Raw genomic sequence first — 24600 nt, 5'->3', positions numbered from 1 at the left:
TCCAGTGCCGTCGGCCCCGAACTCGTCTAGGCTCGCGTCCCGTGACCGACGCTGACGCTCTCTTCGCCCCGCTGGCCGCCGACGCCGTGCCGGCCGTGTCCCGCCTGGCCGCCCGGTGCCTGTCCGTCGACGGCGGGCTGCCGCTGGCTGCGGGCGAGGGCTTCACCGCGCGGCGTTACGCCGCCGAGGGCGGGCTCGCCATCGGCGCGTACGACCCCGACGGCACGCTCGTCGCCGCCGCCGCGATCCGGCCCACCGGCAGCACGGTCACCGGCACCGCGCTGGTGGACCCGGCCGCCCGCGGGCGCGGCCTGGGCGCCGCCGCGCTGGACTGGTGCCTGGCCGGGGCCGAGGTCGTCGAGACCGAGTCGCTGACCGACGCCGCTGCGGCCCTGTTCGCCAGCCGCGGCCTGACGTTGTCCTTCGCGGAGGACGTGATGCGCCACGACCTGAAGGAGATCCCCGACGTCGCGCCGCCCGACGGCGTGCGCCTCGTCGGCTGGGCCCCGGAGACGGTGAGCCGTTTCCACGCGGCGTACCGGGCAGCCTTCGCCGAGCGTCCGGGCTTCCCGGACTGGGACCTGGACCAGTGGACCGGCTGGCTGGTCGACGACGACTTCCGCCCGCCGTGGTCGCTGCTCGCGGTCGGCCCGGACGGCACCGACCTCGGCTTCGTGGTCTGCGGCGACGGCTGGCTGGTGCAGGTCGGCACCACCCCCGCGGCGCGCGGCCAGGGTGTCGGCGCGGCCCTCACGGTCGCCGCCCTGCGTGCGGCCGCCGCCGACGGCTCGTCCGAGATGCTGCTCGACGTCAACGTCAACAACCCGGGTGCGGCCGCCCTCTACCACCGGCTCGGCTTCACCGCCCTCGGCCGCCGGGCCCGCTTCGCCCGCCCCTCCTGAGCGCCGCGGCCCGCTCCGCCCGCGTCCGAATCAGGTACGCGGGAAAGGTTTCGGCACCGGCGGTGCGGTCATAGGACAGGCAAGGGGCGGGCCTGTTCCGTGACAGGCGGTCCGGGTGGACCGCCGCTTCCCCAAACGGAACAGGCACGGCGCCCACATGCAGTGGGGCGGTTCGTGAACCGCGTACTCCGGGCTGCTTCGCTGCCGGTGTGTCGACGCCCTCGGCAGGCACCGAGGAGGTCTCGATGATCGAAGCCAGGCACAGGCGCACGCAGTCGCCGGACGAGGCGGCCGCCGCGCCATCGCTGATGGCCGCCGAGCGGCGCATCACCGCCGCGACGGGCTGGAATTCCTCCAACCCGGCTCTGCAGGCCATCCGCAACCATCTGCTCGCCGTCATGGCGGCGACCAGATGACCGGTCCGCGGCGGGCCGCTGTGCCCGCACGCAGCCGTGACCGTCGGCGTGGGAGCTGATCAGGCTTCCGCGCCGACGTGTCAGATCCGGACGCGGGCCGCGTCGATCCAGGCGAGCACGCCGTGGGCGCGGCTGCGGGCGGCCGCCTCGCGGGCCTCCGCCAACAGCGCTGCCGCCTCGTCGTCGCGCCCCTGCTCGAAGGCCAGCTGTGCCAGCGCCAGTTGGGCCGCCGCGAGGCCGGGCAGGAAACCCAGCTCCCGGCGCAGCCGAGCGGACTCCTCGAGCTTCTCGCGGCCCGCTTCGGCATCACCCGCCTCCAGGTCGGCGAAACCGAGGTGCCGGACCGCGTACGACAGCGTCAACGCGTCGCCGGTCTGCCGCGCGATGTCGTACGAGCGTTGCAGCAGTGGCCGGGCGGTGTCCGCGTCGTCGCGGACCACCTGGTGGAAGCAGCCGAGCCAGAACAGTGCCTGGCTCTGCCCGTGCGCGTCGCCGAGGCGCGCGTAGAGCTCGGCGGCGCGCTCGAACGCCGGCAGCTCGGCCGGGTCCTCCTCGCGCCGGTGCAGGAAGTCGGCGTGCAGCAGCCGGCCGCGGGCCAGGGCCAGGTCGGCTTCGAGGCTGTCGAGGTCGTGGTGGCCGGTCTCGGTCGCAGTGGTGTCGCCGCCGAAGACGGCGTTCTCGTACGACTCGCTTGCGCTGATCAGTCGTTCGTCCCCGTTCATCCCACCAACCTAGTTGGACGGATGGCGCCTGCGCAGCCCCGCGGACTAGTGCCCGGCGCGCGCGGTGGCCCAGGCGCCGATGCGTTCCAGCAGCGCGTCGGGGGCGGCGTTCTCGGCGTGGCCGAAGCCCGGCTCCAGCCACAGCTCCTTGGGCTCGGCGGCGTTGCCGTAGAGCTGCTCGGCGTGTTCGACCGGGAAGTACGCGTCCGCGTCGCCGTGCACCACCAGCAGCGGGATGGGGGCGATGAGCCCGGCGACGGCGTACGGCGGATCGGGCACCGGGTCCCAGCCGCCGGACGCGATCCGGGTGCGCAGCGCGACCCGGCCGACCAGCCGTCCCAGCCGCCGCTCCAGCACCCAGTGCACCCGCCGCATGGGCGGGGTGCCCCGGTAGTACCAGCGTGCCGGTCCGCTGACGGCCACCACGGCGTCGACGCCGCGTTGCAGTGCGGCGTGGCGCACCACCACGGATGCGCCCATGGAGAAGCCGACGGTGACGATGCGGCGGTAACCCAGCTCGCGGGCCCAGGCGACGGCCGCCTCGACGTCGTGGATCTCCAGGTCGCCGACCGTGGACAGGCCGCCGGAGCGGCCATGGCCGCGGAAGTCGAAGCTGATCACGCCGCCGGTCCGGCCGAAGATCCCGGCGGCCCGGCGTACGGCGTCGCGCCGCCAGGAGCCGGTGAAGCCGTGCGCGACGACGAACGCCAGCGCGGGGTCGCCCGGGTCGTGGTGGGCGTCGACGGGCACGCCGTCGGACGTGGTGAGGGTGCGGTCGGTCATGTCGGTGCTGCGCTCGCTGCGGGAATCAGGCCGGGCCGGTGTGCGGGCTCAGCCTTCGACGGTCAGGTCGGCGAAGTGCTCCACGAACGGAGGCTTGGCGAAATACGGGCTGAGGATGGTGCGCCACTGGACGAAGCGGTCGGTGGCCCGGAAGTTCTCCTCGTGGGCCTGCACCGACTCCCACTCGACCAGCAGCACGAACCGCGACGGCGATTCGATGCCGCGGGTCATCCGGGTGGTGAGGCAGCCGTCCGTGTCGGCGAGCCAGGGACGGGCCTGCGCGTATGCGGCGGCGAAGCCGTCTTCCTGGCCGGGCAGGACTTCGATCTGGGCGATCTCGAGCACCATGCCGATGATCCTTGCACGGCCGTTCGGCCGTGGTGTGTGTGCCCTAGGGTGTCGCCCATGCTCGACTGGCTGCTCAGCACCGCTTTCACGGTGCGCGACACCCCGATGACCTGGGCCGAGGTGCTCGGCTTCCTGACCGGCGTGCTCAACGTGTGGCTGCTGGTGCGCCAGAACGTCGCCAACTGGGCGGTCGGCATCCTCAACGTGCTCCTGCTGATGGTGGTGTTCGCCACGTCCGGCCTCTACGCCGATGCGAGCCTGCAGGTGCTGTACGTGGTGCTGGGCCTGCTCGGCTGGTGGCAGTGGCTACGCGGCGGGGACCGGGGCCGGCTCGAGGTCTCCCGGACGACCCGTGCCGAGTGGACCGTGCTGGCGGTGGCCGGGGTGGCGGCGACCGCCGGGCTCTGGCTGCTGCTGGACCGGGTCACCAACTCGACGGTGCCGCTGCCGGACGCGTTGACCACGGTGCTCTCGCTCGTCGCGACGTACCTGCAGACCCGCAAGAGGCTGGAGAGCTGGTGGATCTGGATCATCGCGGACCTGATCTACATCCCGCTCTACCTCCACAAGGACCTGCGGCTGACCGCCGCGCTCTACGTCGTGTTCCTGGGCCTGTGCGTGGCAGGGCTGCTGGCCTGGCAGAACGCGCTGCGGGCCCGGGTGCCGGAACCGGTCGCGGCATGAGCCGCGGGCACGCCCACGGCATGGTGGTGGGCAAGTTCTACCCGCCGCACGCCGGGCACCACCATCTGATCCGCGCGGCGGCCGCGGCCTGCGCAGAGGTCACCGTGGTGGTGGCGCCGTCGCGCCGGGAGTCGATCCCGCTGGAGACGCGGCTGGACTGGCTGCGCGAGGAGCACGCGGACACCCCGTGGGTGCGCTTCGTGGGCCGCTACGACGACATGCGGGTGGACTACGACGATCCGGCGGTATGGGACGCGCACTGCACCGTGTTCCGGGAAGCGGTCGGCGGCCGGGCGGTGGACGCCGTGTTCAGCTCGGAGAAGTACGGCGACGAACTCGCCCGCCGGTTCGGGGCGGTGCACGTGGAGGTGGACACGCCCCGCATGGCGTTCCCGGTGTCGGGCACCGCGGTGCGCGCCGATCCGGTGGCGCACTGGGCCATGCTGTCCGCGCCGGTGCGGGCCTGGTTCACCCGCCGGGTGGTGGTGCTCGGGGCGGAGTCGACCGGCACCACCACGCTGGCTGAGGCGCTGTCGGCGCACTTCGCGGCGCGGGGCGGCGTCTGGGCGGCCACGCGCTGGGTGCCCGAGTACGGCCGGGAGCTGACCGGGCGCAAGCTCGCCGCGCTCCGGGCGGCCGACCCGGCGGCGGCGGTGTCCGACGTCGCCTGGGACCGGGGCGACTTCGTCGCGGTGGCGCGGGCCCAGTCCGCGGCCGAGGACGCCGCGGCCCGGGTGGGCTCCCCGCTGCTGGTCTGCGACACGGATGCGCTCGCCACCCAGGTTTGGGAGGAGCGTTACCTGGGCAGTCCGTCACCGGAGGTGCGCGCACTGGCCCGGCGTCCCGATCTGTACCTGTTGACCTCGCATGTCGGGGTCGCCTTCGACGACGACGGGCTGCGCGACGGCGAGCACCTGCGGGGCTGGATGACCGGGCGGTTCCGTGAGGTGCTCGCGGGGTCGCCGGTCCCGGGCGTGGAGTTGTCGGGATCACATGAGGTGCGGCTGCGGACGGCGGTGACGGCGTGCGAACAGGTGCTGAGCACGGGTTGGGAGCTGTCGTCACCACTTGGCTGACCTGGCCGGACGTCCCGAATGACCCGATCGGGCGTCCGTGCGGGCGACCCCGTCTGGGTTTACAGGTTCGCGTGGTAAACAATAGAGAGACGCGGGAGGGGAGTATCCCTCACGACGGTGTCGTCAGCACGGCTCCCCCCGGCCAGAAGAGGCCTGGTGTGATCCCGGCATCGTCGGTCACCGGTGGTTTCACACCGGTGGCAGGAGAGACCTCCGGGGCAAAAATGATGCCGACCGGAGGTCTGTTCATATGAACGTGTCCACTTGGGAATGGGCCGCCACCCTCATCGGGTTGCTGGCGCTGCTGACCTTCGACTTGCTGATCATCGGTCGGCGGCCGCATGAGCCGTCGATGAAGGAGGCGACCGGTTGGGTCGTCTTCTACGTCGCACTGGCCTGCGCGTTCGGCGCCTGGATCTTCTACAACCACGGCACTCAGTACGGCCAGGAGTTCTTCGCCGGCTGGGTCACCGAGTACAGCCTCTCCGTGGACAACCTGTTCGTCTTTGTGATCATCATGAGCCGGTTCGCCGTGCCCCGGATCTACCAGCAGAAGGTGCTGCTCATCGGCATCGTGCTGGCGCTGATCATGCGTGGTGCGTTCATCGCCGCGGGCGCCGCGCTGGTGTCGCGGTTCGTCTGGGTGTTCTACATCTTCGGCGTCTTCCTGATCTACACCGCCTACACGCTCACCAAGCACGGGGAGAGCGACGAGTCGGACTTCAAGGAGAACGTGCTGATCCGGTGGAGCCGCCGCGTGCTGCCGATCAGCAAGGAGTACAACGAAGCGAAGATGACCGTGGTGCAGAACGGCAAGCGGTTCTTCACCCCGATGCTGATCGTGATGATCGCGATCGGCACCACCGACCTGATCTTCGCGCTCGACTCCATCCCGGCCATCTTCGGCCTGACCAAGGAACCGTTCCTGGTCTTCACCGCGAACGTGTTCGCCCTGATGGGCCTGCGCCAGCTTTACTTCCTGCTCGGCGGCCTGCTGGACCGCCTGGTCTACCTCTCGCTGGGCCTGGCCGCGGTCCTCGGCTTCATCGGCGTAAAACTGATCATGGAAGCCCTGGCCGGCAACAACGTCCCGTTCATCAACAACGGCGAGCCCATCACCGCGGTCCCGCACATCAGCATCGGCGTCTCGCTCAGCGTCATCATCGGCATCCTGGCCGTCGCCACGATCGCCAGCCTGATCAAGTCCTCCCGCGAGCAGAAGAACGACCGCGAGGAGAAGTCACCCACTCCCGTCGGCTGACCCACCCCGCCTCGACCTGAAGAGCCCCGCCCTCCCGGGCGGGGCTCTCTCGTATCCCCGCCCACCCATGATCGCGACGATCTTGCGCGAACTATTGCCTATATGACCGCTTTGAGCGTGTCATACCCACAGCCCGCGCAAGATCGTCGGCTACGGGGTGAGGCGGCCTGCGCCGACGAGGGTGGCGAGGCGGGTGGGGCGTAGGGGTTCCTCGACGACGATGAAGGCGTCGCCGCAGGCGTGGAGCATGTGGCGGCGGGTGTCGGGGGTCGGGGGTGTGGTCACGAAGCCGACGTGGTGGATCCTGCCGTTGAGGGCGAAGAAGTACAGGTCGCCTGGGCGCTCGGTGCCGAGCGGCACGTTCGTGGTGGCGGCGTGCTGGTCGTCGGCGTCGCGGGGCATGGTCACGCCGAGCTGGCGGAACGCCAGGTGCACCAGGCCCGAGCAGTCGATGCCGTACGGCGTCAGGCCGCCCCACACGTAGGGCACGCCACGCCAGGCCCGGGCCGCTTCGAGCGCGGCGACGGCGACTTCGGCCGGGCCGGCGTCGCCGGACTCGCGCATGCTGAGCTGGTCCAGCGGCAGCCAGCCGGGGTATCCGCGAGGGTCGAGCTTGGCGGCGGGCTGCTCGATGGCGACCACGCGCGCCCAGCCGTCCCGGACCTCCTCGATCAGCACCTGCTCGCCGTGCAGCAGCTGGGTGAGCACCCCGGTGTACATCCGCCCGGTGTCGTCGAGGCCGGCCACCCAGGACCGGGCGTCGCTGCGCGGGCCGAGCGCCGCGGCGTCGATACCCGGGCGGGGCGCGTCGGGGCGGGACCAGAGCGTCGCCACCGTGGCGGTGACCGTGGCGATCCTCATGTCGGCACCTCGCTTCACCCGGCGGAACCCGGAACCGACATGCCCAGGCCGGGGGCATCGGGTAGGACCACCGTGGCGCCGTCGTAGCGGATGCCGCCGGTGACCGGCGACTCGGACAGCCACCAGGCCGCGTCGAGATCGCTGACGACCGTGGTCGGGTGGGCCGCGACCAGGCTCGCGGCCGCGCCGATGCCGACCGGGCCCTCCATCATGGAGCCGACGCAGGTGCCCAGGCCGTGCGCGGCGGCCAGCTCCAGCAGCGTGCGGGCGGTGGTGAGGCCGCCGCACTTGGCGAGCTTCACGTTGACGAGATCGGCCGCGCGACGCCGGATCACCTCGACCAGGTCGCGCACGCCGAAGACGGACTCGTCCGCCATGATCGGCAGGTCGGCGCGGGCGCTGACCCAGGCCAGGCCGTCCAGGTCGTGCCGGGCGACGGGCTGCTCGACGAGCTCGACCGGCAGCTCCAGGGCGGCGATGCGGTTGATGATGTTCAGCGCGTCCCGCGGGGTCCAGCCCTGGTTGGCGTCCAGGCGCAGTTTCAGGCCGGGCTCCAGGGCGTCGCACACGGCGCGGATCCGGGCCAGGTCGCCCGCGGCGTCCGTGCCGACCTTCAGTTTCAGCACCGTGAAGCCCTCGGCCAGGCGCTGCTTGGCGGTGACGGCCAGCGCGCCCGGCTCGCCCGCGGACAGGGTCACGTCGGTGGGCACCGTCAGGTTCGTGCCGCCGAGCAGGCGTACCAGCGGGATGTCGAGACGGCGCGCGGCCAGGTCGTGCAGTGCGATGTCGACGGCCATCTTGGCGGCCTCGTTGCCGACCACGGCGCGCGCGATGTCGCGGCAGCGCGCGGCCAGATCGTCGGGATCGCGGCCCACCAGCAGCGGCGCCATCATCTCCTCGACGCAGGCCTGCGAACCGGCCAGGCTCGCGCCGGTCACCGCCCAGACCTGAGGGGCCTCGCCGAAGCCGGACCGCCCGTCGGCGTCGATCACCTCCACCAGCAACGTCTCCACGGCGGTGGCCCGGCGCAGCGCGGTCACGAACGGGGTGTGCAGCGGCGCGGAGATGCGGCGCGTGCGAACTGCGGTGATCGACACGCTTTCGACCCTACGTGTGCAGCGGATGCTGCAGAAGCACCGATCGGTAACGACTGACCAGCGCGATGGTCAGTTCATGCCGAGTTGCGCCCAGCTCGCCGCCGCGATCCGGCCCAGCAGCGCACAGGCGTCGGTGTCGGACGCGTCGCCGGTGGTGCAGGCCGCCAGCAGGTACGGCGCGGCGTCCGCCGGGAAGATCAGCGCGCTGCTGTGCCGCTCGCCGGTGACCCAGCCGTTCTTCAGCGCCACCCGGGTGCCCGCGGGCAGGCCCAGGTGCAGGTCGTCGCGGCACTGCTGCGCGGTCAGCACGTCGATCATCGCGGCCGACCCGGCGGGGGAGGCCAGCCGGTTTCCGGCCAGCGCGCCGAACAGCGCGGCCAGGTCGGCGGCGGTGACCTCGTTGCTGATCCCGCTCTCTCGTGCCGGGTAGTCCTCGATGCCCCGGTCGGTGTGCGCCCGGGTCGCGCCGGCCAGCTTCCACACCTCGTTGACCTCTGCGAACGCCTGCTCGTTCGGGCCCAGCGCGCCCAGCACCAGGTTGGTGGCGAGATTGGACGAGCGCACGATCATCCGGTCGATCAGCCAGCGCAGCGGCGCGCTGCCGCCCAGCCGGTCCCAGACCTGCTGATCGCTGTCGTACGCCGGGTCGTTGGTGTAGGCCGGGCCACCGGGGGCGGCGGAGACGTGCTCGTTGTGCACGGGGATCTCGGCGTCCAGGTCGAGCCGGCCGGCCTCGGCGGCCCGCCACGCGGCCGCCATCACCCCGACCTTCATGGTGCTGGCCGCGTAGTGCAGCTCGTGCTCGGCGCGGGCGAACACCGCGCTCCCGTCCAGCAGCCCGCACCAGACCGAGGCGGTGCCGGGGAATGCGTCGAGTTCGGGCGTGAGGCTCTGCAGCGTGATCACGGTTTGGCAGCGTACCGACTCGCGGGCCGGTGGCATGCCCCGGGCTCCACCAGAGTCCCGCGCCGTGCCCGAACCGATCCCCGCTGATGGGGCAGGGCGTCATTCCTCATCACGCCGTTCATCCTGCTCCGCAGTTTCGGGGAAAGTGCACGTTCGACCAGCCCGATTCCTGCAGTTTCCCCGAAACTGCAGGACGTTTCCCTGACAGGGCGGGACACGGCCGGTGCGCTGGGGCCGGTGTGATCAGGGTGTGCGGCGCCCGGCCCAGCCGGAGGCGAGCAGGAACTGGGCGGCGATGTAGGTGACCATCACCCAGACCGGGGGGCCGGGGATGGTGAACGCATCGGCGACGTCCACCGCGATCAGCAGGTCGGAGATCAGGAACAGGCCGCCGCCGAGCGCGGTGCGCCAGCCGAAGGCCGACGCCAGCGCCGCGGTCGACGACAGCAGCGTGCCGTAGACGGCCATCGGCACCGCCAGCCCTGCCTCGGACAGCGCGGGCCACAGCCAGGTCAGCGCGGCGACCAGGAAGATCGCGTATCCGATCGGGACCAGCAGCATCGGCAGCCGGCGCACCCGGTCCAGTGCGCCGTTGCGGATGAAGGTCGTCACGTAGAAGACGTGCGCGGTGCCGAACAGCGCCATGCCGATGATGAACGCGGTGCTGCCGTCGAACTGCAGCGCCACGTCACCGGCCCAGGAGAAGAGCAGCGCGGCCAGGATCCCCGTGGTCGGCCGCACGCCCCGCGCCCGCTGGTTCAGGTAGAACCACAGCGCCAGCAGCGGCAGCAGCAGCGGCTTGCTCGCCCAGTCCAGCGGCCTGCTCCCGATGGCGGCGCCGAGGATGTTGACGACCGAGGCGACACCGAAAAGGCCCAGCACAAGCCGGTCTGCGCGCATAGTGGATCTCCCGAGGGGTAAGGGGTCCGCGCAGCATACCCACCGGTAGCCCCACCGCAACAGCCCGCGCTCACCCCTCGGGTGATCATGAAGTTGTGGCGATGACACGCCGTCGAGCCGTGCCATAGGCTCATGATCAACGCGAGAAGGCCCCCGGCCGCGGGTGCGGGCGGGGGCCTTGGGGTCGTGCGGGTGGTGTCAGGCGTGCTTGCGGCGGGCGGCGAGGCGGCCGCGCTGGGTCTGGTCGAGGATGACCTTGCGGATGCGTACCGCGGCCGGGGTGACCTCGACGCACTCGTCCTCGCGGCAGAACTCCAGCGCCTGCTCGAGCGACAGCTTGCGCGGCGGGATCAGCTTCTCGGTCTCGTCGGAGGTCGACGCCCGCATGTTGGTGAGCTTCTTCTCCTTGGTGATGTTGACGTCCATGTCGTCGGAGCGCGAGTTCTCGCCGACGATCATGCCCTCGTACACCTCGGTGGTCGGCTCGACGAACAGCGTGCCGCGCTCCTGCAGGTTGGTCATCGCGAACGCGGTCACCACACCGGTGCGGTCGGCGACCAGCGAGCCGTTGTTGCGGGTGCGCAGCTCGCCGAACCACGGCTCGTACTTCTCGAAGACGTGGTGCAGGATGCCGGTGCCGCGGGTGTCGGTGAGGAACTCGGTCCGGAAGCCGATCAGGCCACGGGCCGGGACCAGCCACTCCATCCGGATCCAGCCGGTGCCGTGGTTGACCATCTGCTCCATGCGGCCCTTGCGGGTGGCCAGCAGCTGGGTGATCACGCCGAGGTGCTCCTCGGGCGAGTCGATGGTGAGGCGCTCGACCGGCTCGTGCAGCTTGCCGTCGACGGTCTTGGTGACCACCTGCGGCTTGCCGACGGTCAGCTCGTACGACTCGCGGCGCATCTGCTCGACCAGGATGGCCAGCGCCAGCTCGCCGCGGCCCTGCACCTCCCAGGCGTCGGGGCGCTCGGTCGGCAGGATGCGCAGCGACACGTTGCCGACCAGCTCCTTGTCGAGCCGGTCCTTGACCATGCGCGCGGTGACCTTGGCGCCCTTGACCCGGCCGACCAGCGGCGAGGTGTTGGTGCCGATGGTCATCGAGATGGCAGGCTCGTCGACGGTGATCAGCGGCAGCGGGATCGGGTTCTCCGCGTCGGCCAGCGTCTCGCCGATCATGATCTCGGCGATGCCGGCGACGGCGATGATGTCGCCGGGGCCCGCCTCCTCGGCGGGCTTGCGCTCCAGCGCCTCGGTCATCAGCAGCTCGGAGATGCGCACGTTCTGCTGGGTGCCGTCGGTCTTGCACCAGACGACGGACTGGCCCTTGCGGATGCGGCCCTCGCGGACCCGGCACAGCGCGAGGCGGCCCAGGAACGGCGAGGCGTCGAGGTTGGTGACGTGCGCCTGCAGCGGCGCGCCCTCGGTGTAGGTCGGCGCCGGGATGGTGTCGAGCAGCGTCTGGAACAGCGGCTGCAGCGAGTCGCTGTCGGACGGGATCTTGCCGTCCTCCGGCTGGGTCAGCGAGGCGATGCCGTCCCGGGCGCAGGCGTACACGATCGGGAAGTCGATCTGGGCCTCGTCCGCGTCGAGGTCGAGGAAGAGCTCGTAGGTGTCGTCCACGACCTCCTTGATCCGCGCGTCGGGCCGGTCCACCTTGTTGATGACCAGGATGATCGGCATGCGGGCCTTGAGCGCCTTGCGCAGCACGAAGCGGGTCTGCGGCAGCGGGCCCTCGGAGGCGTCCACCAGCAGGATGACGCCGTCGACCATGGTCAGGCCGCGCTCGACCTCACCGCCGAAGTCGGCGTGGCCGGGCGTGTCGATGATGTTGATCGTCACCTGCTCGCCGCTCTCACCGACGTACTTGACGGCGGTGTTCTTGGCGAGGATCGTGATGCCCTTCTCCCGCTCCAGGTCGCCGGAGTCCATGACCCGATCGGCGGCCGCTGCGCGCGCGTGAAAGGCGCCGGCCTGCGTGAGCATGGCATCGACGAGCGTGGTCTTGCCGTGGTCGACGTGCGCGACGATCGCGACGTTACGGAGATCGGGGCGGGTAAGCATGGTTCCATTCTCCGGCAGGCGTGATCGAAAATAGCGGTCGGGGTCGTCCGCGTGGCGGGTATCACCCGGATGAATGGGTGTCTTTCGCGCTTAAATTCCGTTATTGGTGGTATGTCGGCCACGCCGCGTACGGTGCTGCGCACCGCTTTGATCGCGCCATTCCTGCTGTTCACCGCGTTTCCGGCCCCACTCGCGGCGGCCGCGCCGCCCCCGGTCGTGCCCGCCGGGGCGGTGTCCGCGGTGCCCGGCGCGCTCCTGGCGGTAGCGGACCCGACGGCGCCGAGCGCGCGGATCAACACCGACGGCGGTGTGGTGAGCGTGCGGTCCGGCCCCGCCACCGACAAGCGGGCGATGGCCTCGCTCGGCGACGACACCCGGGTCGCGGTGCACTGCAAGGTGTGGGGCGAGCAGGTCGCGGGCACCGAGCGGCGCTCGGCGCACTGGATGCGGGTGGGCGCGGACCGATACCTGCCCGATGCGTTCCTGGCCTGGCCGACGCCTCGGCCCGAGGTGCCGTGGTGCGGCTCGGGTGGCACCGGCCCGGTGACCGCCCGGGTCGCCACCGGCGGTTCCGTGCTCAACCTGCGCCGTGACCCGGGCACCCGGTCCGCACGGCTCGGCACCGTGGACGACGGGCAGCTCCTGGCCGTGCTGTGCCAGGCCACCGGCCAGCAGGCCGCCGGGTCGGCCGGCTGGCTGCGGCTGCCCGGCGGCCGGTACGTCGCCGAGGCGTTCGTGCGCTGGTCGCCGCAGCGCCCCTGGCTGCCCTGGTGCGGGCAGGAGCCGGTGCGGGTGCCGCCCGTGTCGTCACGCGACTTCGTCGAGCAGGCGACCGTCGCGGCGCGCGCTGCGGCCCAGACGTCGGGCGTGCCCGCCTCGGTGCTGGTCGCCCAGGCGGTGCAGGCCTCGGACTGGGGCCGGGCCACGGCGGCCCGCCGCGACCACAACTACTTCGACACGGCCTGCACGCAGCCTGCCGTGGACCCGCCGCCCGCCGCGAGCCCCGACTCGCCGCCTGCCGCGAGCCCCGAAGCCACCCCGGCCGCCCCGCCGGCCGCCGCGAGTCCGCAGAGCTCCGGCGGGCCGCAGGGTGCGGTGAATCCGCGGGCCGACGCTGAGGTGAAACCCATCGCGCTGGGCTGCCGCGGTTACGGCGGCACCTCGCTGCGGGCCTATCGAGACCAGGCGGGGTCGTTCGCCGATCAGGCGGCGCTGCTGGCCAGGGCGCCGCAGCACGCCAGGGCGCTGGCCCACGCGGGCGACCCGGAGCGCTTCGTGCGGGAGTTGCAGGCGGCCGGGTATCCGGGCGGGGCCCGCTACGCCGACCGGATCGTCGAGCTGATGCGCCGCTACGACCTCTACCGGCTCGACGCCGTGCGCTGACCCTTCCCCCGTCCGGCTGACCTGCCGCCCTCCGATCGGCTACAAACGGCGGGCGGGGTCAACCGGCGACCGGGCCTTGATCGCTTATGGCATGGCGGTCACTACGGGTTCGGGCAGAGGTTGGCGATGGTTCGGCTGGTACTGAGCGCGATCCGGGAACGGCTGGGCGAGACGGCGCTGCTGGGCGTGCTGGCTGCGCTCGTGGTGGCGGTGGGGGTGGCCGGTCCGCTGTACGCCGACGCCGCCGCCCGCAACGTCGCCGAGGCCTCTGCCGCTGCGGCCACCCCCGCCGAGCAGAGCCTCACCGTCACCGTCGAGATGACCTCCCGCAACGGGATCGCCGCCGCGTTCGCCGAGCTGCGCGGGTCGATCGCGGTCGTGCCGGCGGGTCCGGGCGTACGCGAGATCCGGGGCGGCTACCGCCGCGGCGCGGTCACCCCCCGCGAACCCGGTGCGCCGCTCGACATCCTGCTCGCCGCCCGCGACGACGCCTGCGCGCACCTTGCGCTGGCCGGTGCCTGCCCGGCGCAGCCCGGTGAGGTGGCGCTGGCCGCCACCACCGCGCGCCGGCTCGGGCTCGCCGCGGGCGACACCTTCGCGTTCCAGGTCCAGCCCACGGCCCCACCGGCGATGTTGCGGGTCACCGGGGTCTACGACGTGGACGGCGCGGGCAGCGCGCTGACCGACCCGTACTGGGCGGGCCGGCGGGAGCTGACCCCGGTGCCGCTGCGGGCTGAGAACCCGGTGTTCACGGTGCCGGACACGCTCCAGATGCTCGGAGCCGACACCTTCCAGGCCACCCTCGACTACGTCGCCGACCTCTCCGCGATGAGTCCCGCCGACGTGGACGCGCTGGCCCGGACGCTGCGTTCGGCCGACGTGCCGGGGCGCGGCATCGCCGTCACGGGCGGGTTGTCGCGGCTGCTCCCGCAGATCATCGCGGACCGGGACACGGTCGCCGTGCCGGTGGTGACCGGAGCCGTGCTGCTGCTCGCCGTCGCCTGGTGGGTGCTGCTGCTCGGGGTCGGTCACGCGGCCGCTGAACGGCGCACCCAGGCCGTGCTCGGCGCGCTGCGCGGCGCGCCGGCCCGGCACCGGGCCGCGCTGACGGCCGGCCCGGGGGTGCTGACCGTGCTGGTCGCCCTGCCGGTCGGCCTGGTCCTGGGCCGGTTGCTCGCGCGACTGCTGGCGTGGGCCACCATGGACGCGGCCGGGCCGGTGCCCCTGTCGGTGACCGCGCTGGCGGTGGCGGGCGGCCTGACCCTGGCGGTGCTCGTCAGCGTGGTGCTCGCGCAGCTCCGGGTACATCGGGGCGGCGTGCTCGACGCGCTGCGGCAGGTGCCCGCGCGGCGCGGCGCGGCAGGCGGCATCGTGGTGGTCGTCGTGGTGGTCCTCGCCGTCGCGGCGGCGTGGCAGCTGCGCAACGGCGATGCCGAGGTGCTGGGCCTCGCCGGGACGGTGCTGCCCGCGGCCGCGCCGGTGCTGATGCTGGTCGCGGCGGGGCTGGTCGCCGCGCGGGCGGTGCGCCCGCTGGCGGGGCTGCTCGGTCGCGCCGCGCTGCGGTGGGGGCGGGCGGGCACGGCGCTCGGCGCCCTGTACGCCTCCCGGCGGCCCGGCATGGACCGGCTGGTCGCCCTGGTGATCATCGTGATGGCGCTGCTCGGCCAGGCCGCGTACGGCTGGCAGGGGCTGCAGGCCGCGGAGCAGGAGCAGGCCCGGCTCGCGCTCGGCGCGGCCGAGGTGGTCCGGGTCCGCGCCCCCTCGCGCGCCGCGCTGCTGCACCTGGTGCGCCAGGCCGATCCGGCCGGTGACTGGGCCATGGCGGCGGCCCGCCAGGAGTCGTCGTCCGGCACGACCGTCGCCGTCGACACCGCCCGCCTGTCCCGCGTCGCGTACTGGCCGGCCGGTGCCGGTGTCACGGCTGAACAGGTGGCCTCCCAGCTGCGCCCGACCGCCAACCCGTCGGTCCGGATCACCGGGGCGACGCTGCTGCTCGACCTCACCCTGCCGGACACGGTGCCGGTCGACCTGCCGCTGACCGCGGTGCTCGACGGTCCCGGCGGCGAGCCGGTGACCGCCACCGCGCCCCTGGTCCCGGGCCGGGGACGGCACACGCTGCGGCTGGAGGTGCCACCGTGTGCCGGCGGCGACGGCTGCCGGCTGGCCTGGCTGAGCTTCCGTTTCGACCCCCGCGGCCTGGTGTTGCACAGCGTGGGCCAGGCGGCCCCGGACGCGGTGGTCGCCGACGCGGCCGCGATGACCGACCCGGCCCGCTGGCGGACCACGGTCGGCGCGGAGGGTCAGGTCAGCCTGACGCCGCTGCCTGCGGGGCTGGCCGTCGACTACGAGCCGGTCGACCCGCGCTTCCCCGACCCGGAGGTGCGGGTGCAGGTCGCCGACGTGCCGCTGCCGATGCCCGCCGCGCTGGCCGGGCAGGCGCGGCTGGCGCATGACCGCACCGTCGTGCGCGGGGAGATGCTCAGCCCGCTGCGCCGCCCGGTCGACGTGGTCGCGGCGGTGCCCGCCCTGCCGGGCGTCGGCACGCAGGGGCTGCTGGTCGACCTGGAGTATGCCGACCGGGCCGGCGACAGCACGGACAACATCGCCGACCTGCAGGTATGGCTCTCGGCGGGCGCGCCCGCCGACGCAGTGGACCGGCTGCGCGCCACCGGCCTGGTGCCCGTGTCGACGGAGACCGCCGCGCAGCGCACCGAGCACCGGCTCGCCGTCGGGCAGGGACCCGGCTCGCGGTTCCGGTTCGGCGCGGCGGTGCTGGCAGTGCTCCTGGTGATGGTGGCGGTGGCCCTGGTGGTGGCCGTCGACGCGCCCCGCCGGGGGGCCGAGCTCGCCGCGCTGCGTACGCAGGGCCTGCCCCAGCACGCGGTGCGCCGGGCCACCCGCAGCGGCTACCTGCTGATCGTCGCCGTGGCGGCCGCCGGGGGCGGGCTGCTCGGCGCGGCGGCCGCGGACGGGTCGGCCGCGGCACCGGAGCTGCCGGTCGCGGTGCTGGTGGCGGCCGGGCTGCTGCTGGCGGCCACGGCGTACGCGGTGGGCACCCGGCTGTCCCGGGTCACCGGACTGGACCTGGCGGAGGGCCGATGACCACGCTGCTATGGGAGATGATCCGCGAGCGCCGTGCCGCCGCACTGATCACGTTCCTGCTCACTCTCGTCGCGGCCGCGGCCGCCGCCGGTGGCCCGGTGTACCACGCCGCGGCGGCGCAGTCGCTGCGGCTCGACCAGGTCGCGCAGGCCCCCGTGACCGAGCGCGTCCTGACGGCGTCGCAGCTGACCAGCGCCGACGAGACGGCCGAGAACCGTCCTACCGCCCTGCCCTACATCGCGCACATGCGCACCGTTTACGGCCTCCAGCTACAGGGCGTGGCCGGCCCCGACCCGGGGACCGACGCCCTGCTCGCGGCGCGCACCGGCGCGTGCCGGGTGCTGGTCGTGACCGCGGGGCGGTGCGCGGTCGCCGACCGGGAGGCGGTGCTGCCCGACGGCGCGCTGGAACTGCTGGACACCCGCCTCGGCGGGGTGCTCGTGTTCAGCACGCCCAACGGGCCGCCCCCGGTGCGGTTCACCGTCGTCGGCACCTACCGGCGGCCGGACGCCGACGACCCGTACTGGGCCGACCGGGTTGCGCTACTGGGTGTCGAGCAGCCGGTGCTGTTCGTCACCGACCGCTCGCTGGAATTCTTCCGCGGCCGGGCGAGCAGGACCGTCGACCTGGTGGCCGAGCCAGCGGCGTTCGCCGACACGGCCGGGCTGGCCGGGCAGATCGAGCAGGCGCAGAAGCAGCTCACCGCAGGCGGGTACGCCGGCAGCACGCTGATGCTCGACCTCGGCAAACGCATCGACGAGGGCGATCGCATGCTGGCCGACACGGTCACCGTCGCCGCCGTGCCGCTCATCCTGATCTGCTGGTTCGTGCTGTTCCTCGCGGTCGCCGCGGGCGTCGACCAGCGGCGCGAGGAACTTGGCCTGGCCGCGCTGCGCGGCACGCCCGCCCGGCTGCGCTGGGCCCTGCCGTTCGCCGAGGTGGCCGTCCCGGTGCTGGCCGCCGCGGTGCCAGGCCTGCTGGCCGGGTACGCGGCCACCGCCGCACTGGTCCGCGTCGTGCTCCCGGGCAGCACCGTGCAGTGGGGCGGCGACTCGCTGCGCTACGCCGCGTTCGCGGTGCTCGGTGCCCTGCTCGCGGGCGCGTTCGCCCAGGTCGGCGCGCTGCGTACATCGGTGCTCGGGCTGCTGCGGCGCAGTGGCTCCCCGCACCGGGGCCGGTACGCGACGGCGCTGGAGGTGGCGGTGGCCAGCCTCGCCGCGGTGGCCGGCTACCAGGCCGCCGCCGCGGGCGACGCGGGTGGCATCGGGCTGCTCGCACCGGTCTGTCTCGGGCTGGCCTGCGGTCTGCTGGGGGCGCGGCTGCTGCCGACGGTGGCCGCGCGGGTGGCAAGGTCCGCGCTGCGGCGGGGACGCTGGCGCACCGCGCTGGCCGGGTTCGCACTGGCCCGGGTGCCGGGCACGGGGCGGCTGGTGGTGCTGGTGGCGGTCGTGTTCGGGCTGCTCGGGTTCGCGGTGACGGCGTACGACACGGCCGGGCGGGCCTGGGACGAGCGGGCGCAGGTGCAGACCGGCGCGGCCCGGGTCGCGGTGGTGCAGAGCGCCTCCGCCGTGCAGCTGCGCGCGGCCGTGCAGGCGGTCGACCCGGACGGGCACTTCGCGATGGCGGTCTCCCGTTACAAGAGCAACCAGATGCAGAACATCCTCGCCGTGGACACCGCCCGGCTGGCCCGGGTGGCGAACTGGCCCGCCGCGGCCGGCCTGGACCCCGCGGCGGCGGCCGGGCTGCTGCGGCCGGCCGAGCCGCAGGCGATCATCGTGCGGGCGCGGAAGCTGATCGTCGAGGTGACCGTCGACAGCCCGGATCCCGAGCTCTCCCTGCAGCTGCGGCTGCTGGTGATCTCGGACCGCGGGCTGCGGCACGACCTGCGCATGCCCGGCCTGCGGCGCGGCTTTCAGCGGGTGGAGGCCGACGCGGTGCTCTGCGCCCTGGAGCCGTGCCGCCTCGACGAGATCCAGCTCCAGCACATGCGAACCGATCAGGGCCGCTTCGACTTGACCATCCACACGATCCGTGACGAGACCGGCAAGGTGGTGCTGGACGCGGCTGCGCTGGGCGACGTGCGGCGCTGGGCACAGCCGCCGGCCAGCGCGGCCCGGCCGGTCCCCGCGCTGCGCGGCACGCCCGAGGGCCTGCAGATCTCGGTCGACTCCGGGGTCGTGCCGGACATGCGATTGTCCGCCGCCGCGCTGCCCGGGCCGCTGCCGATCGCCGTCACCGGGCCGCTGCGCTCGCCCCTGCTCACCGCCACCGGCGGGATGGAGCTGCCGGTGACCGCGGTCGCCACGCTCGGCGCGGTGCCCCGCTTCGGACCGCAGGGCACGCTGCTCGACTTCGACGTCGCTGAATACGTGCTGGGGCGCGGAACCGCGCTGTCGGAGCCGGAGGTGTGGCTGAACGCGGCCGCGCCCGCGGACGCCGTGGACCGGCTGCGCCGGGCCGGGCTCACCGTGTCCGGCGAGTACACCGTGGCGCAGCGGCGAGCCCAGGTCAGCGCCGCGCCCCGGCTCGGGCTGTGGTTCGCGCTGGCCGTCGCCGCGTTCGCGGTGCTGCTGGCCACGGTCGCACTGCCCGCGCTGGCGATGTTCGAGCGGCCGGGCGGCGACAGCGGGCTGTCGGTGCTCGGCGAGCAGGGCGTACGCGTGCGTACCCTGCTGCTGGTCTCGGTCGGCAGCCGGTGCGCGCTGATACTGGCGGCGGCCGTGGCGGGACTCGGTTCGGCGGCGCTGGCCTGGGCGCTGGCGCGTACGGTGCTGCCGGTCTTCGCCGACGGCGACACCACGTTCACCCCGCCCGTGCTGCCGGAGCCCGGCGCGGTCGCGGTACCGGTGGCCGCCGCGGTCGCGGTGCTGCTGGCAGGCTGCTGGTCGGCGGCGCACGTGGTGCGCCGCCGCAGGGAGGAGGAGCAGTGACGGGACTGGCCGTGCGGTGCCGCCGGGTGCTGCACATCTATCGGGCCGACGGCGGCGACGTGGTCGCGCTGTCCGGCGTGGACCTCGACATCGCGGCGGGGGAGAAGCTCGCCCTGGTCGGGCCGTCGGGCTCGGGCAAGTCGACGCTGATCGCGCTGCTGTCGGGCCTGATGCGCCCCAGCGCCGGGCAGGTGCGGATCGGGCCGGTCGACATCGGCCGGGTCAGCGACGCCGAACTGGCCCGGATGCGGGGCACCGACCTGGGCGTGGTGCTGCAGGGGGCGCGGCGCAACCTGCTGCCGTACGCCTCGGTGCTGTCCAACATCTGGCTGGCCCAGCGCCGGGCGGCGCAGGTGCGCCCGGCCGACGTGGAGCGCCCGGAGCGCATCCTGTCCCTGCTCGGGCTGGTCGGCATGGGCCACCGCCGGGTGCGCGACCTGCCGCCGGGCGCCGCCCAGCGGGTCGCCATCGCGGTCGGCGTCGCCGCCTCGCCCGGCCTGCTGCTCATCGACGAGCCCACCAGCCGGCTGGACCGCGAGGCCCGCGACGAGGTGCTCGACGCGCTGGACACCATCAACCGGGAACGGGGGACCACCATCGTGGCGGTCACCCACGACCCGGACGTGGGCGCCCGTCTGGGCCGGGCGGTGACCATCCGCGACGGCCGGGTCGGCGCCGAGGGCCGGGAGGGCCGCGAGTTCGCCGTGGTCGCCTCGGACGGCACCGTGCAACTGCCGCCGGAGGTGCTGGAGAACGTGCCCCCCGGCACCCTCCTGGTCGTCGAACAGAGCGACGGCCGCCTGAGCCTGGTCATCGAATGACCGCCCGCCGATCGCCTGCGGGGAGGTAGCGTCGCAGCTGGGAGGTCGTGATGTCGGGTGCAACGGTGATTCCCACGCTGCGCTACCGCGACGCGGTGGCCGCGATCCGGTTCCTGCGGGACGCCTTCGGGTTCCGGGAACTGCTGGTGGTGCCGGGCGCGGAGGGCACGGTCGCGCACGCCGAGCTGACGCACGGCAACGGCATGGTCATGGTCAGCTCCATCACCGACGGCGAGGACGGCCGGATGCCGTTCGAAGCCGGCCCCGCCTGGCTGTACGTGATCGTCGACGACGTCCAGGCGCACCACGACCGGGCCGTGGCCAACGGCGCGGAGATCGTCTCGCCGCCGAAGAAGGAGGAGTACGGCGGCAGCAGCTACACCGCCGCCGACTCCGACGGCAACCAGTGGACGTTCGGGTCCTACCGGCCCGAGGGCTGGTGACCGGTCCGGTCAGCGGTCGAACTCACCCGCCTTGGTGCCGGCCAGGAAGGTCCCCCAGTCGGCGATGCTGAACAGCAGCACCGGGCCGGTCGGGTCCTTGGAGTCGCGCACCGCGACCGCCCCGGTCAAGGTGGTCGTCTCGACGCAGTCCCCGTTCCCGCCGCTGCGTGTGCTCTTGCGCCATACCGCGTCCGACAGATCGACTTGGTGCAATGACAACTGACTACTCCTCGTGGACTCGGCTCACCCCGTGAGACCCTGCGCGATCTCCAGCATTCTGAGGCTGGACAGCCGCGGGCTCAGCGCCGCCGCGCTGAGATGGTCGAAAACCAGGCTGCAGCGGGTCAGCTCGGAAGCGTCGTCGAGATACAGGTCACCGGCGAAGCCTTCCAGGTAGACGGTGTCCGGGTCTCTGCGGTCGGGGAAGCGCAGGATCCGGAACGCCCCCGCCATCGCCTCGTGGCCCCCGTGGGCGAAGGGGATGATCTGAACGGTGATGTGCGGCAGCTCGTTGGCCGCGGCCAGGGCTCGCAGCTGCTCGGCCATCACCCGGGGACTGCCGACCGTGCGGTGCAGCACGGCCTCGTCGAGCACCGTCCAGAACTCCGGTGGCTTCTCCTGTTTGAGCAGCTCCTGCCGGGTCAGCCGGATCTGCGTCCGGCGTTCGACCTCCTCCGGGCCGTCCTGCGGCCGGGTGGCCCGGATGACGGCGCGGGCGTAGTCCTCGGTCTGCAGCAGCCCCGGCACGAACATCAGCTCCGCGCCCCGGATCGAGTCCGCCTCCGACTCCAGCTGGATGAGCTTCAGGTACGGGCTCGACACCTCGCCGTACTTGAGCCACCAGCCGCCGCGGCGCTTGGACTCGCGGGCCAGCTCGATCAGCTCCTCGCGCTGGCCGGCGTCGTCGAGGCCGTACAGGTCCAGCAGCACCAGCAGGTCGCCGCGGCGCACGCCGACCTCGCCGTTCTCGATCCGGCTCAGTTTCGAGGGCGAGCAGTCGAGGGCGGGGCCGACCTGCTGGTGCGTCATGCCGGCGCGCTCCCGCAGCTCACGCAGCGCCACACCGAGGCGGCGCCGACGTAGCGAGGTGCCCGAGGTGGCCATGACCCTCCTTCGCCCGACCCTCCTTTGCCGACAGTGCGATGACAGTCTGCTGCGGGCTCCACCGGCTCGGCAAGGTGGCGCGGGCGGGTCGCGTCGGGAACTTTGCTCGCGTGCCGAGTTGCAAGTTGCATTTCGCGCGTGCACTGTGGAGGTCGAGCCCTGGTGAACGGTCGTGCCGGGAGGCGACGTGCACACTGGACGCATCACCGACGAGCAGGCGGTGGGATACCGGCGGATGCTGCGTGACCACCTGCCCGACCCCGCGGCGCCCGGCGCCGGCTGCCGGCTGTGCCACCGCCCCGGCTGCGCCGACTACCACTATGCGTACCGCACCCTGCTCGTCGCCGGGCGGTCGACCGCGGTCGACGCCCCGCCCGGCGAGTGACCCCCGGCCGGGTGAGGCCCGAAATCACGTGGCCCGGCCCCGGCGGCCCGCGTACCGTGGTGGCGAAGGCGAGGACGACTCGCCATGATGACTTCGAGGGAGGTGGCGCCATGTCTGTCGAGGTATCCAGCACGCCACCCTCCCGGATGGCGTGACCCCCGTTTCACTCGCGCATCCATGACAAGGAATCCGATGACAGTCTCGCTGTCGTCCCTGGGCTGGGACGACCACTTCGCTTCCGCGTACCCCCTGTTCGACCGGCCGGATCACGTGCCGGGCCGGGTGGTGCGCGCCGACCGCGGCATCTGCACGGTGCTGACCGGCACCGGAACGGCCAGGGCCGGTCTCGGCGGGCCCGCCATGATCGCGGCCGCGGCCGATCCGGTCGCGCTGCCGTGCGCCGGTGACTGGGTGGCGCTGCGCCACTGGCCGGACAACCGCACCACCATCGAAGCGGTACTGCCGCGGCGCAGCGCGATCGTGCGCCGCACCGCCGACAAGGACGCCACCGGCCAGGTGCTGGCCGCCAACATCGACACCGCCGCGGTGATCGCCTCACCGGACCCGCTGCCCGAGCCCTCCACCATCGAGCGCCTGCTCGCGCTCGTCTGGGACTCGGGCGCGCAGCCGCTGCTCGTCATCACCAAAGCCGACCTGGTCGCCGACCCGCAGGCGCTGGCCGACCAGCTGGCTGAGCTGGCCCCGGGCGTGCCCGCGATCGCGGTCAGCGCAGAACACGGCACCGGGATGGAGGCGCTGCGGCCCCTGGTCGCCCACGGCCGCACCCTCGGCCTGGTCGGCGCGTCCGGCGCGGGCAAGTCGACCCTGGTCAACGCGCTGATCGGGGCGACCGTGATGCAGACCCAGGCCATCCGCCGGGTCGACGGCAAGGGCCGGCACACCACCACGTACCGCGCGCTGGTGCCGGTGCCCGGCGGCGGGGCGGTGCTGGACACCCCCGGCATCCGCGCGGTCGGCCTGCTCGACGGCGAGCAGGGCCTCGACCGCACTTTCGCCGACATCGTCGCGCTGATCGAGCGATGCCGCTTCCACGACTGCGCGCACGAGAGTGAGCCCGGCTGTGCGGTGCGGGCCGAGCTGGCCGACGGCCGGCTGACCGCGCGCCGCTGGGACAGCTGGTGCAAGCTGCAACGCGAGCTCGCCTTCGAATCCCGCCGGGCCAGGGCCCGCCGCACCGGCCGGGGCGGCCCCGCCACCCGCCCCGCCCACTGGAACTACCGCTCCCGCTGACCCGGGCCACGTCCGCGCCCCGCGCTCGCGGGGCGCGGGGCTCTGCCGCGGGCGAGCCTTCCGATCGTGCGGTGTGGCTGAAATCGCAGGAGGTCAGCGGGCGTTGGGGAGTGGGGCTGCGCCGTCGACGGCGTCGAGGCAGTAGTAGCGGTAGAGCTGCTCGACGTAGGCGCCGGCGCAGGACTCGTAGCTCGTCTCGATGCTGGTGATCACCGCATCGTGCGGCTCGTCGCAGCGGACGAAGTCGGCGGTGTCGGCCCGCAGGAACGTGTCGATCTCGACGCAGCCGCCCACCACGTTGAGCCTCTCCGCCGACGGGTCGTTCACCAGCGCCGCGACCGCGACCAGGGCCACCAGGAAAGCGGGCGCGAGCCACGACTTGACCCGGCGGAACACCGGCCGCGTCGGCGGCAGCGGGGCGAGGTTGGACGCGGCCTGCCCGGCGCGCGGGACGGGCTTGGCCAAGGCGAGCACGGTGCGCCGACCCCGCAGGTTGCGAATGAACGCCAGTGGCGCGAGCACGACCGACACCGGGCTCCACAGGCCGCTCGTGATCGTCTCGGCGGTGGCGTCGCGCATCCGCGCCAGCCCGCAGTCCCGGCAGAACGGCCCCTGGACCCTGGTGAAGCGTACGTAGACCACCAGGCCGACGTGCCGGTAGAAGCTCACCCCGGCGGCTGGAACGTGACCGCAGACCGCGCAGTCGAGCCGGTCGGGCCCCGTCTCGGGTCGGCCGGTGCGCTGGGAGTCGATCAGATCCGTCACGATCGCGAATGGTATGCGCTGCGGGCACCCACTGCACACTCTCTCGCCGCCCCGCTTCCGAGCCCGGCCCCAGGTCAGCGCGGGTCATCGCTGTTTCGGGTCACGTTGTGCGGCCGGGCCGCAGATCTTGACACGAAACAGCGACCATCGAGCCGCCTCCGCCGGCACCGGTCACCCTGGCGGGTGACCGGTGTAACAGCCGTGGCGGGTGTGGCCGGAGCGGACGAGCGGGTTGTTCCGGGTGGTGTGGGTCGCCGCGAATCGCCGCGTTAGCACGTGTGTTCGTGGCGCGAAACGAGAATGTCGGAGGCCGGGGCTAGAGTTGCCCACGGCACGCGACTGCACTGCGTGCCGAGCGCGTCGTGCTGCTTGACCCATGCCGCTGAGCTGGGGCTTCGC

Annotated in this window: 23 protein-coding genes; 12 read left to right on the top strand and 11 right to left on the bottom strand. The window is 73.2% G+C overall.

The genetic code is table 11. From position 1 onward, the window contains the following. Positions 1-41 precede the first annotated feature (41 nt). Entirely contained in the window at positions 42-902 is an 861-nt protein-coding gene (locus tag FLL47_RS16420) for a GNAT family N-acetyltransferase (RefSeq protein ID WP_186315763.1), read from the top strand. 245 nt (positions 903-1147) lie between these two features. Beyond that, positions 1148-1318, top strand: a complete 171-nt coding sequence (locus FLL47_RS42965) for a hypothetical protein (protein WP_186315762.1) — start codon at positions 1148-1150, stop codon at positions 1316-1318. An 80-nt stretch (positions 1319-1398) separates the two neighbouring features. On the opposite strand, the gene FLL47_RS16415 is transcribed toward FLL47_RS42965, so the two are convergent. Genes FLL47_RS16415 through FLL47_RS16405 form a run of 3 tightly spaced genes read right to left on the bottom strand, consistent with a single transcriptional unit; the run spans position 1399 to position 3171 of the window. Beyond that, a complete protein-coding gene (locus tag FLL47_RS16415) occupies positions 1399-2040 on the bottom strand; it encodes a tetratricopeptide repeat protein (RefSeq protein WP_144121377.1) in 642 nt (213 codons plus the stop codon). Between the two features lie 45 nt (positions 2041-2085). Then, positions 2086-2823, bottom strand: coding sequence for an alpha/beta hydrolase (locus FLL47_RS16410; RefSeq protein WP_144121376.1), 738 nt, complete (start codon positions 2821-2823; stop codon positions 2086-2088). A gap of 48 nt (positions 2824-2871) precedes the next feature. Next, a complete protein-coding gene (locus FLL47_RS16405; protein WP_144121375.1) occupies positions 2872-3171 on the bottom strand; it encodes an antibiotic biosynthesis monooxygenase family protein in 300 nt (99 codons plus the stop codon). A 57-nt stretch (positions 3172-3228) separates the two neighbouring features. On the opposite strand from FLL47_RS16405, the gene pnuC reads away from it, so the two are divergent. From pnuC to FLL47_RS16390, 3 genes are all read left to right on the top strand, one after another. Further along, positions 3229-3855 carry a nicotinamide riboside transporter PnuC gene (gene pnuC, locus FLL47_RS16400; protein WP_144121374.1) on the top strand — a complete coding sequence of 209 codons (627 nt, stop codon included), beginning with the start codon at positions 3229-3231 and terminating at the stop codon, positions 3853-3855. Beyond that, entirely contained in the window at positions 3852-4931 is a 1080-nt protein-coding gene (locus tag FLL47_RS16395) for an AAA family ATPase (protein ID WP_246158028.1), read from the top strand. Before pnuC ends, FLL47_RS16395 begins: the two co-directional genes overlap by 4 nt. 250 nt (positions 4932-5181) lie before the next feature. Beyond that, the gene (locus tag FLL47_RS16390; protein WP_144121373.1) at positions 5182-6192 is read left to right on the top strand and encodes a TerC family protein; all 1011 of its coding nucleotides are present in this window, start codon (positions 5182-5184) and stop codon (positions 6190-6192) included. 150 nt (positions 6193-6342) lie between these two features. Here FLL47_RS16390 and FLL47_RS16385 read toward each other — a convergent pair whose 3' ends face one another. The 5 genes from FLL47_RS16385 to typA all read right to left on the bottom strand — a co-directional run bounded on the left by FLL47_RS16385 (position 6343) and on the right by typA (position 12017). Beyond that, positions 6343-7053, bottom strand: a complete 711-nt coding sequence (locus FLL47_RS16385; RefSeq protein ID WP_144121372.1) for a C40 family peptidase — start codon at positions 7051-7053, stop codon at positions 6343-6345. A gap of 14 nt (positions 7054-7067) precedes the next feature. Continuing rightward, a complete protein-coding gene (locus FLL47_RS16380; RefSeq protein WP_144121371.1) occupies positions 7068-8150 on the bottom strand; it encodes a mandelate racemase/muconate lactonizing enzyme family protein in 1083 nt (360 codons plus the stop codon). Between the two features lie 69 nt (positions 8151-8219). Beyond that, a complete protein-coding gene (locus tag FLL47_RS16375) occupies positions 8220-9053 on the bottom strand; it encodes a serine hydrolase (protein ID WP_425457714.1) in 834 nt (277 codons plus the stop codon). A gap of 246 nt (positions 9054-9299) precedes the next feature. Continuing rightward, positions 9300-9956, bottom strand: a complete 657-nt coding sequence (locus FLL47_RS16370; RefSeq protein ID WP_186315761.1) for a lysoplasmalogenase — start codon at positions 9954-9956, stop codon at positions 9300-9302. A gap of 198 nt (positions 9957-10154) precedes the next feature. Then, on the bottom strand, positions 10155-12017 hold the full coding sequence (typA, locus tag FLL47_RS16365) for a translational GTPase TypA (protein ID WP_144121368.1): 1863 nt from the start codon (positions 12015-12017) through the stop codon (positions 10155-10157). Between the two features lie 111 nt (positions 12018-12128). Between typA and FLL47_RS16360 the strand changes: the two genes are divergently transcribed. From FLL47_RS16360 to FLL47_RS16340, 5 genes are all read left to right on the top strand, one after another. Then, positions 12129-13400 (top strand): glucosaminidase domain-containing protein, encoded by a 1272-nt coding sequence (locus FLL47_RS16360; RefSeq protein WP_186315760.1) that lies wholly within the window; start codon positions 12129-12131, stop codon positions 13398-13400. Between the two features lie 126 nt (positions 13401-13526). Further along, on the top strand, positions 13527-16502 hold the full coding sequence (locus tag FLL47_RS16355; protein WP_144121366.1) for a hypothetical protein: 2976 nt from the start codon (positions 13527-13529) through the stop codon (positions 16500-16502). After that, the gene (locus FLL47_RS16350; RefSeq protein WP_144121365.1) at positions 16499-19432 is read left to right on the top strand and encodes an FtsX-like permease family protein; all 2934 of its coding nucleotides are present in this window, start codon (positions 16499-16501) and stop codon (positions 19430-19432) included. Before FLL47_RS16355 ends, FLL47_RS16350 begins: the two co-directional genes overlap by 4 nt. Then, positions 19429-20253 carry an ABC transporter ATP-binding protein gene (locus FLL47_RS16345; RefSeq protein ID WP_144121364.1) on the top strand — a complete coding sequence of 275 codons (825 nt, stop codon included), beginning with the start codon at positions 19429-19431 and terminating at the stop codon, positions 20251-20253. Before FLL47_RS16350 ends, FLL47_RS16345 begins: the two co-directional genes overlap by 4 nt. 50 nt (positions 20254-20303) lie before the next feature. Further along, positions 20304-20696: a VOC family protein gene (locus tag FLL47_RS16340; protein ID WP_144121363.1), complete on the top strand. Its 393-nt coding sequence runs from the start codon at positions 20304-20306 to the stop codon at positions 20694-20696. 9 nt (positions 20697-20705) lie between these two features. Here FLL47_RS16340 and FLL47_RS16335 read toward each other — a convergent pair whose 3' ends face one another. Further along, positions 20706-20915: a DUF397 domain-containing protein gene (locus FLL47_RS16335; protein ID WP_425457700.1), complete on the bottom strand. Its 210-nt coding sequence runs from the start codon at positions 20913-20915 to the stop codon at positions 20706-20708. 24 nt (positions 20916-20939) lie between these two features. Then, positions 20940-21800: a helix-turn-helix domain-containing protein gene (locus tag FLL47_RS16330; protein WP_144121362.1), complete on the bottom strand. Its 861-nt coding sequence runs from the start codon at positions 21798-21800 to the stop codon at positions 20940-20942. A 187-nt stretch (positions 21801-21987) separates the two neighbouring features. Here FLL47_RS16330 and FLL47_RS16325 point away from each other — a divergent pair, with 187 nt between their 5' ends. Continuing rightward, positions 21988-22185 carry a DUF2083 domain-containing protein gene (locus FLL47_RS16325; RefSeq protein WP_144121361.1) on the top strand — a complete coding sequence of 66 codons (198 nt, stop codon included), beginning with the start codon at positions 21988-21990 and terminating at the stop codon, positions 22183-22185. A gap of 192 nt (positions 22186-22377) precedes the next feature. Further along, positions 22378-23436 carry a ribosome small subunit-dependent GTPase A gene (gene rsgA, locus FLL47_RS16320; RefSeq protein ID WP_144121360.1) on the top strand — a complete coding sequence of 353 codons (1059 nt, stop codon included), beginning with the start codon at positions 22378-22380 and terminating at the stop codon, positions 23434-23436. A 93-nt stretch (positions 23437-23529) separates the two neighbouring features. On the opposite strand, the gene FLL47_RS16315 is transcribed toward rsgA, so the two are convergent. Continuing rightward, a complete protein-coding gene (locus tag FLL47_RS16315; protein WP_144121359.1) occupies positions 23530-24201 on the bottom strand; it encodes a hypothetical protein in 672 nt (223 codons plus the stop codon). Between the last annotated feature and the right edge of the window lie 399 nt (positions 24202-24600).

The sequence above is a fragment of the Catellatospora sichuanensis genome, from assembly GCF_007483665.1.
Lineage (GTDB): Bacteria > Actinomycetota > Actinomycetes > Mycobacteriales > Micromonosporaceae > Catellatospora > Catellatospora sichuanensis.
The sequence above is the reverse complement of the archived record's forward strand: the minus strand, read 5'-3'. Positions and strand labels throughout refer to the sequence as shown.

Excerpts from the sequence above, each read along its gene's own strand:
- FLL47_RS42965 (WP_186315762.1), top strand. The coding sequence starts at position 1,148 with ATGATCGAAGCCAGGCACAGGCGCACGCAGTCGCCGGACGAGGCGGCC.
- FLL47_RS16415 (WP_144121377.1), bottom strand. The coding sequence starts at position 2,040 with ATGAACGGGGACGAACGACTGATCAGCGCAAGCGAGTCGTACGAGAAC.
- FLL47_RS16410 (WP_144121376.1), bottom strand. The coding sequence starts at position 2,823 with ATGACCGACCGCACCCTCACCACGTCCGACGGCGTGCCCGTCGACGCC.
- FLL47_RS16405 (WP_144121375.1), bottom strand. The coding sequence starts at position 3,171 with ATGGTGCTCGAGATCGCCCAGATCGAAGTCCTGCCCGGCCAGGAAGAC.
- pnuC (WP_144121374.1), top strand. The coding sequence starts at position 3,229 with ATGCTCGACTGGCTGCTCAGCACCGCTTTCACGGTGCGCGACACCCCG.
- FLL47_RS16395 (WP_246158028.1), top strand. The coding sequence starts at position 3,852 with ATGAGCCGCGGGCACGCCCACGGCATGGTGGTGGGCAAGTTCTACCCG.
- FLL47_RS16390 (WP_144121373.1), top strand. The coding sequence starts at position 5,182 with ATGAACGTGTCCACTTGGGAATGGGCCGCCACCCTCATCGGGTTGCTG.
- FLL47_RS16385 (WP_144121372.1), bottom strand. The coding sequence starts at position 7,053 with ATGAGGATCGCCACGGTCACCGCCACGGTGGCGACGCTCTGGTCCCGC.
- FLL47_RS16370 (WP_186315761.1), bottom strand. The coding sequence starts at position 9,956 with ATGCGCGCAGACCGGCTTGTGCTGGGCCTTTTCGGTGTCGCCTCGGTC.
- typA (WP_144121368.1), bottom strand. The coding sequence starts at position 12,017 with ATGCTTACCCGCCCCGATCTCCGTAACGTCGCGATCGTCGCGCACGTC.
- FLL47_RS16360 (WP_186315760.1), top strand. The coding sequence starts at position 12,129 with ATGTCGGCCACGCCGCGTACGGTGCTGCGCACCGCTTTGATCGCGCCA.
- FLL47_RS16355 (WP_144121366.1), top strand. The coding sequence starts at position 13,527 with ATGGTTCGGCTGGTACTGAGCGCGATCCGGGAACGGCTGGGCGAGACG.
- FLL47_RS16350 (WP_144121365.1), top strand. The coding sequence starts at position 16,499 with ATGACCACGCTGCTATGGGAGATGATCCGCGAGCGCCGTGCCGCCGCA.
- FLL47_RS16340 (WP_144121363.1), top strand. The coding sequence starts at position 20,304 with ATGTCGGGTGCAACGGTGATTCCCACGCTGCGCTACCGCGACGCGGTG.
- FLL47_RS16330 (WP_144121362.1), bottom strand. The coding sequence starts at position 21,800 with ATGGCCACCTCGGGCACCTCGCTACGTCGGCGCCGCCTCGGTGTGGCG.
- rsgA (WP_144121360.1), top strand. The coding sequence starts at position 22,378 with ATGACAGTCTCGCTGTCGTCCCTGGGCTGGGACGACCACTTCGCTTCC.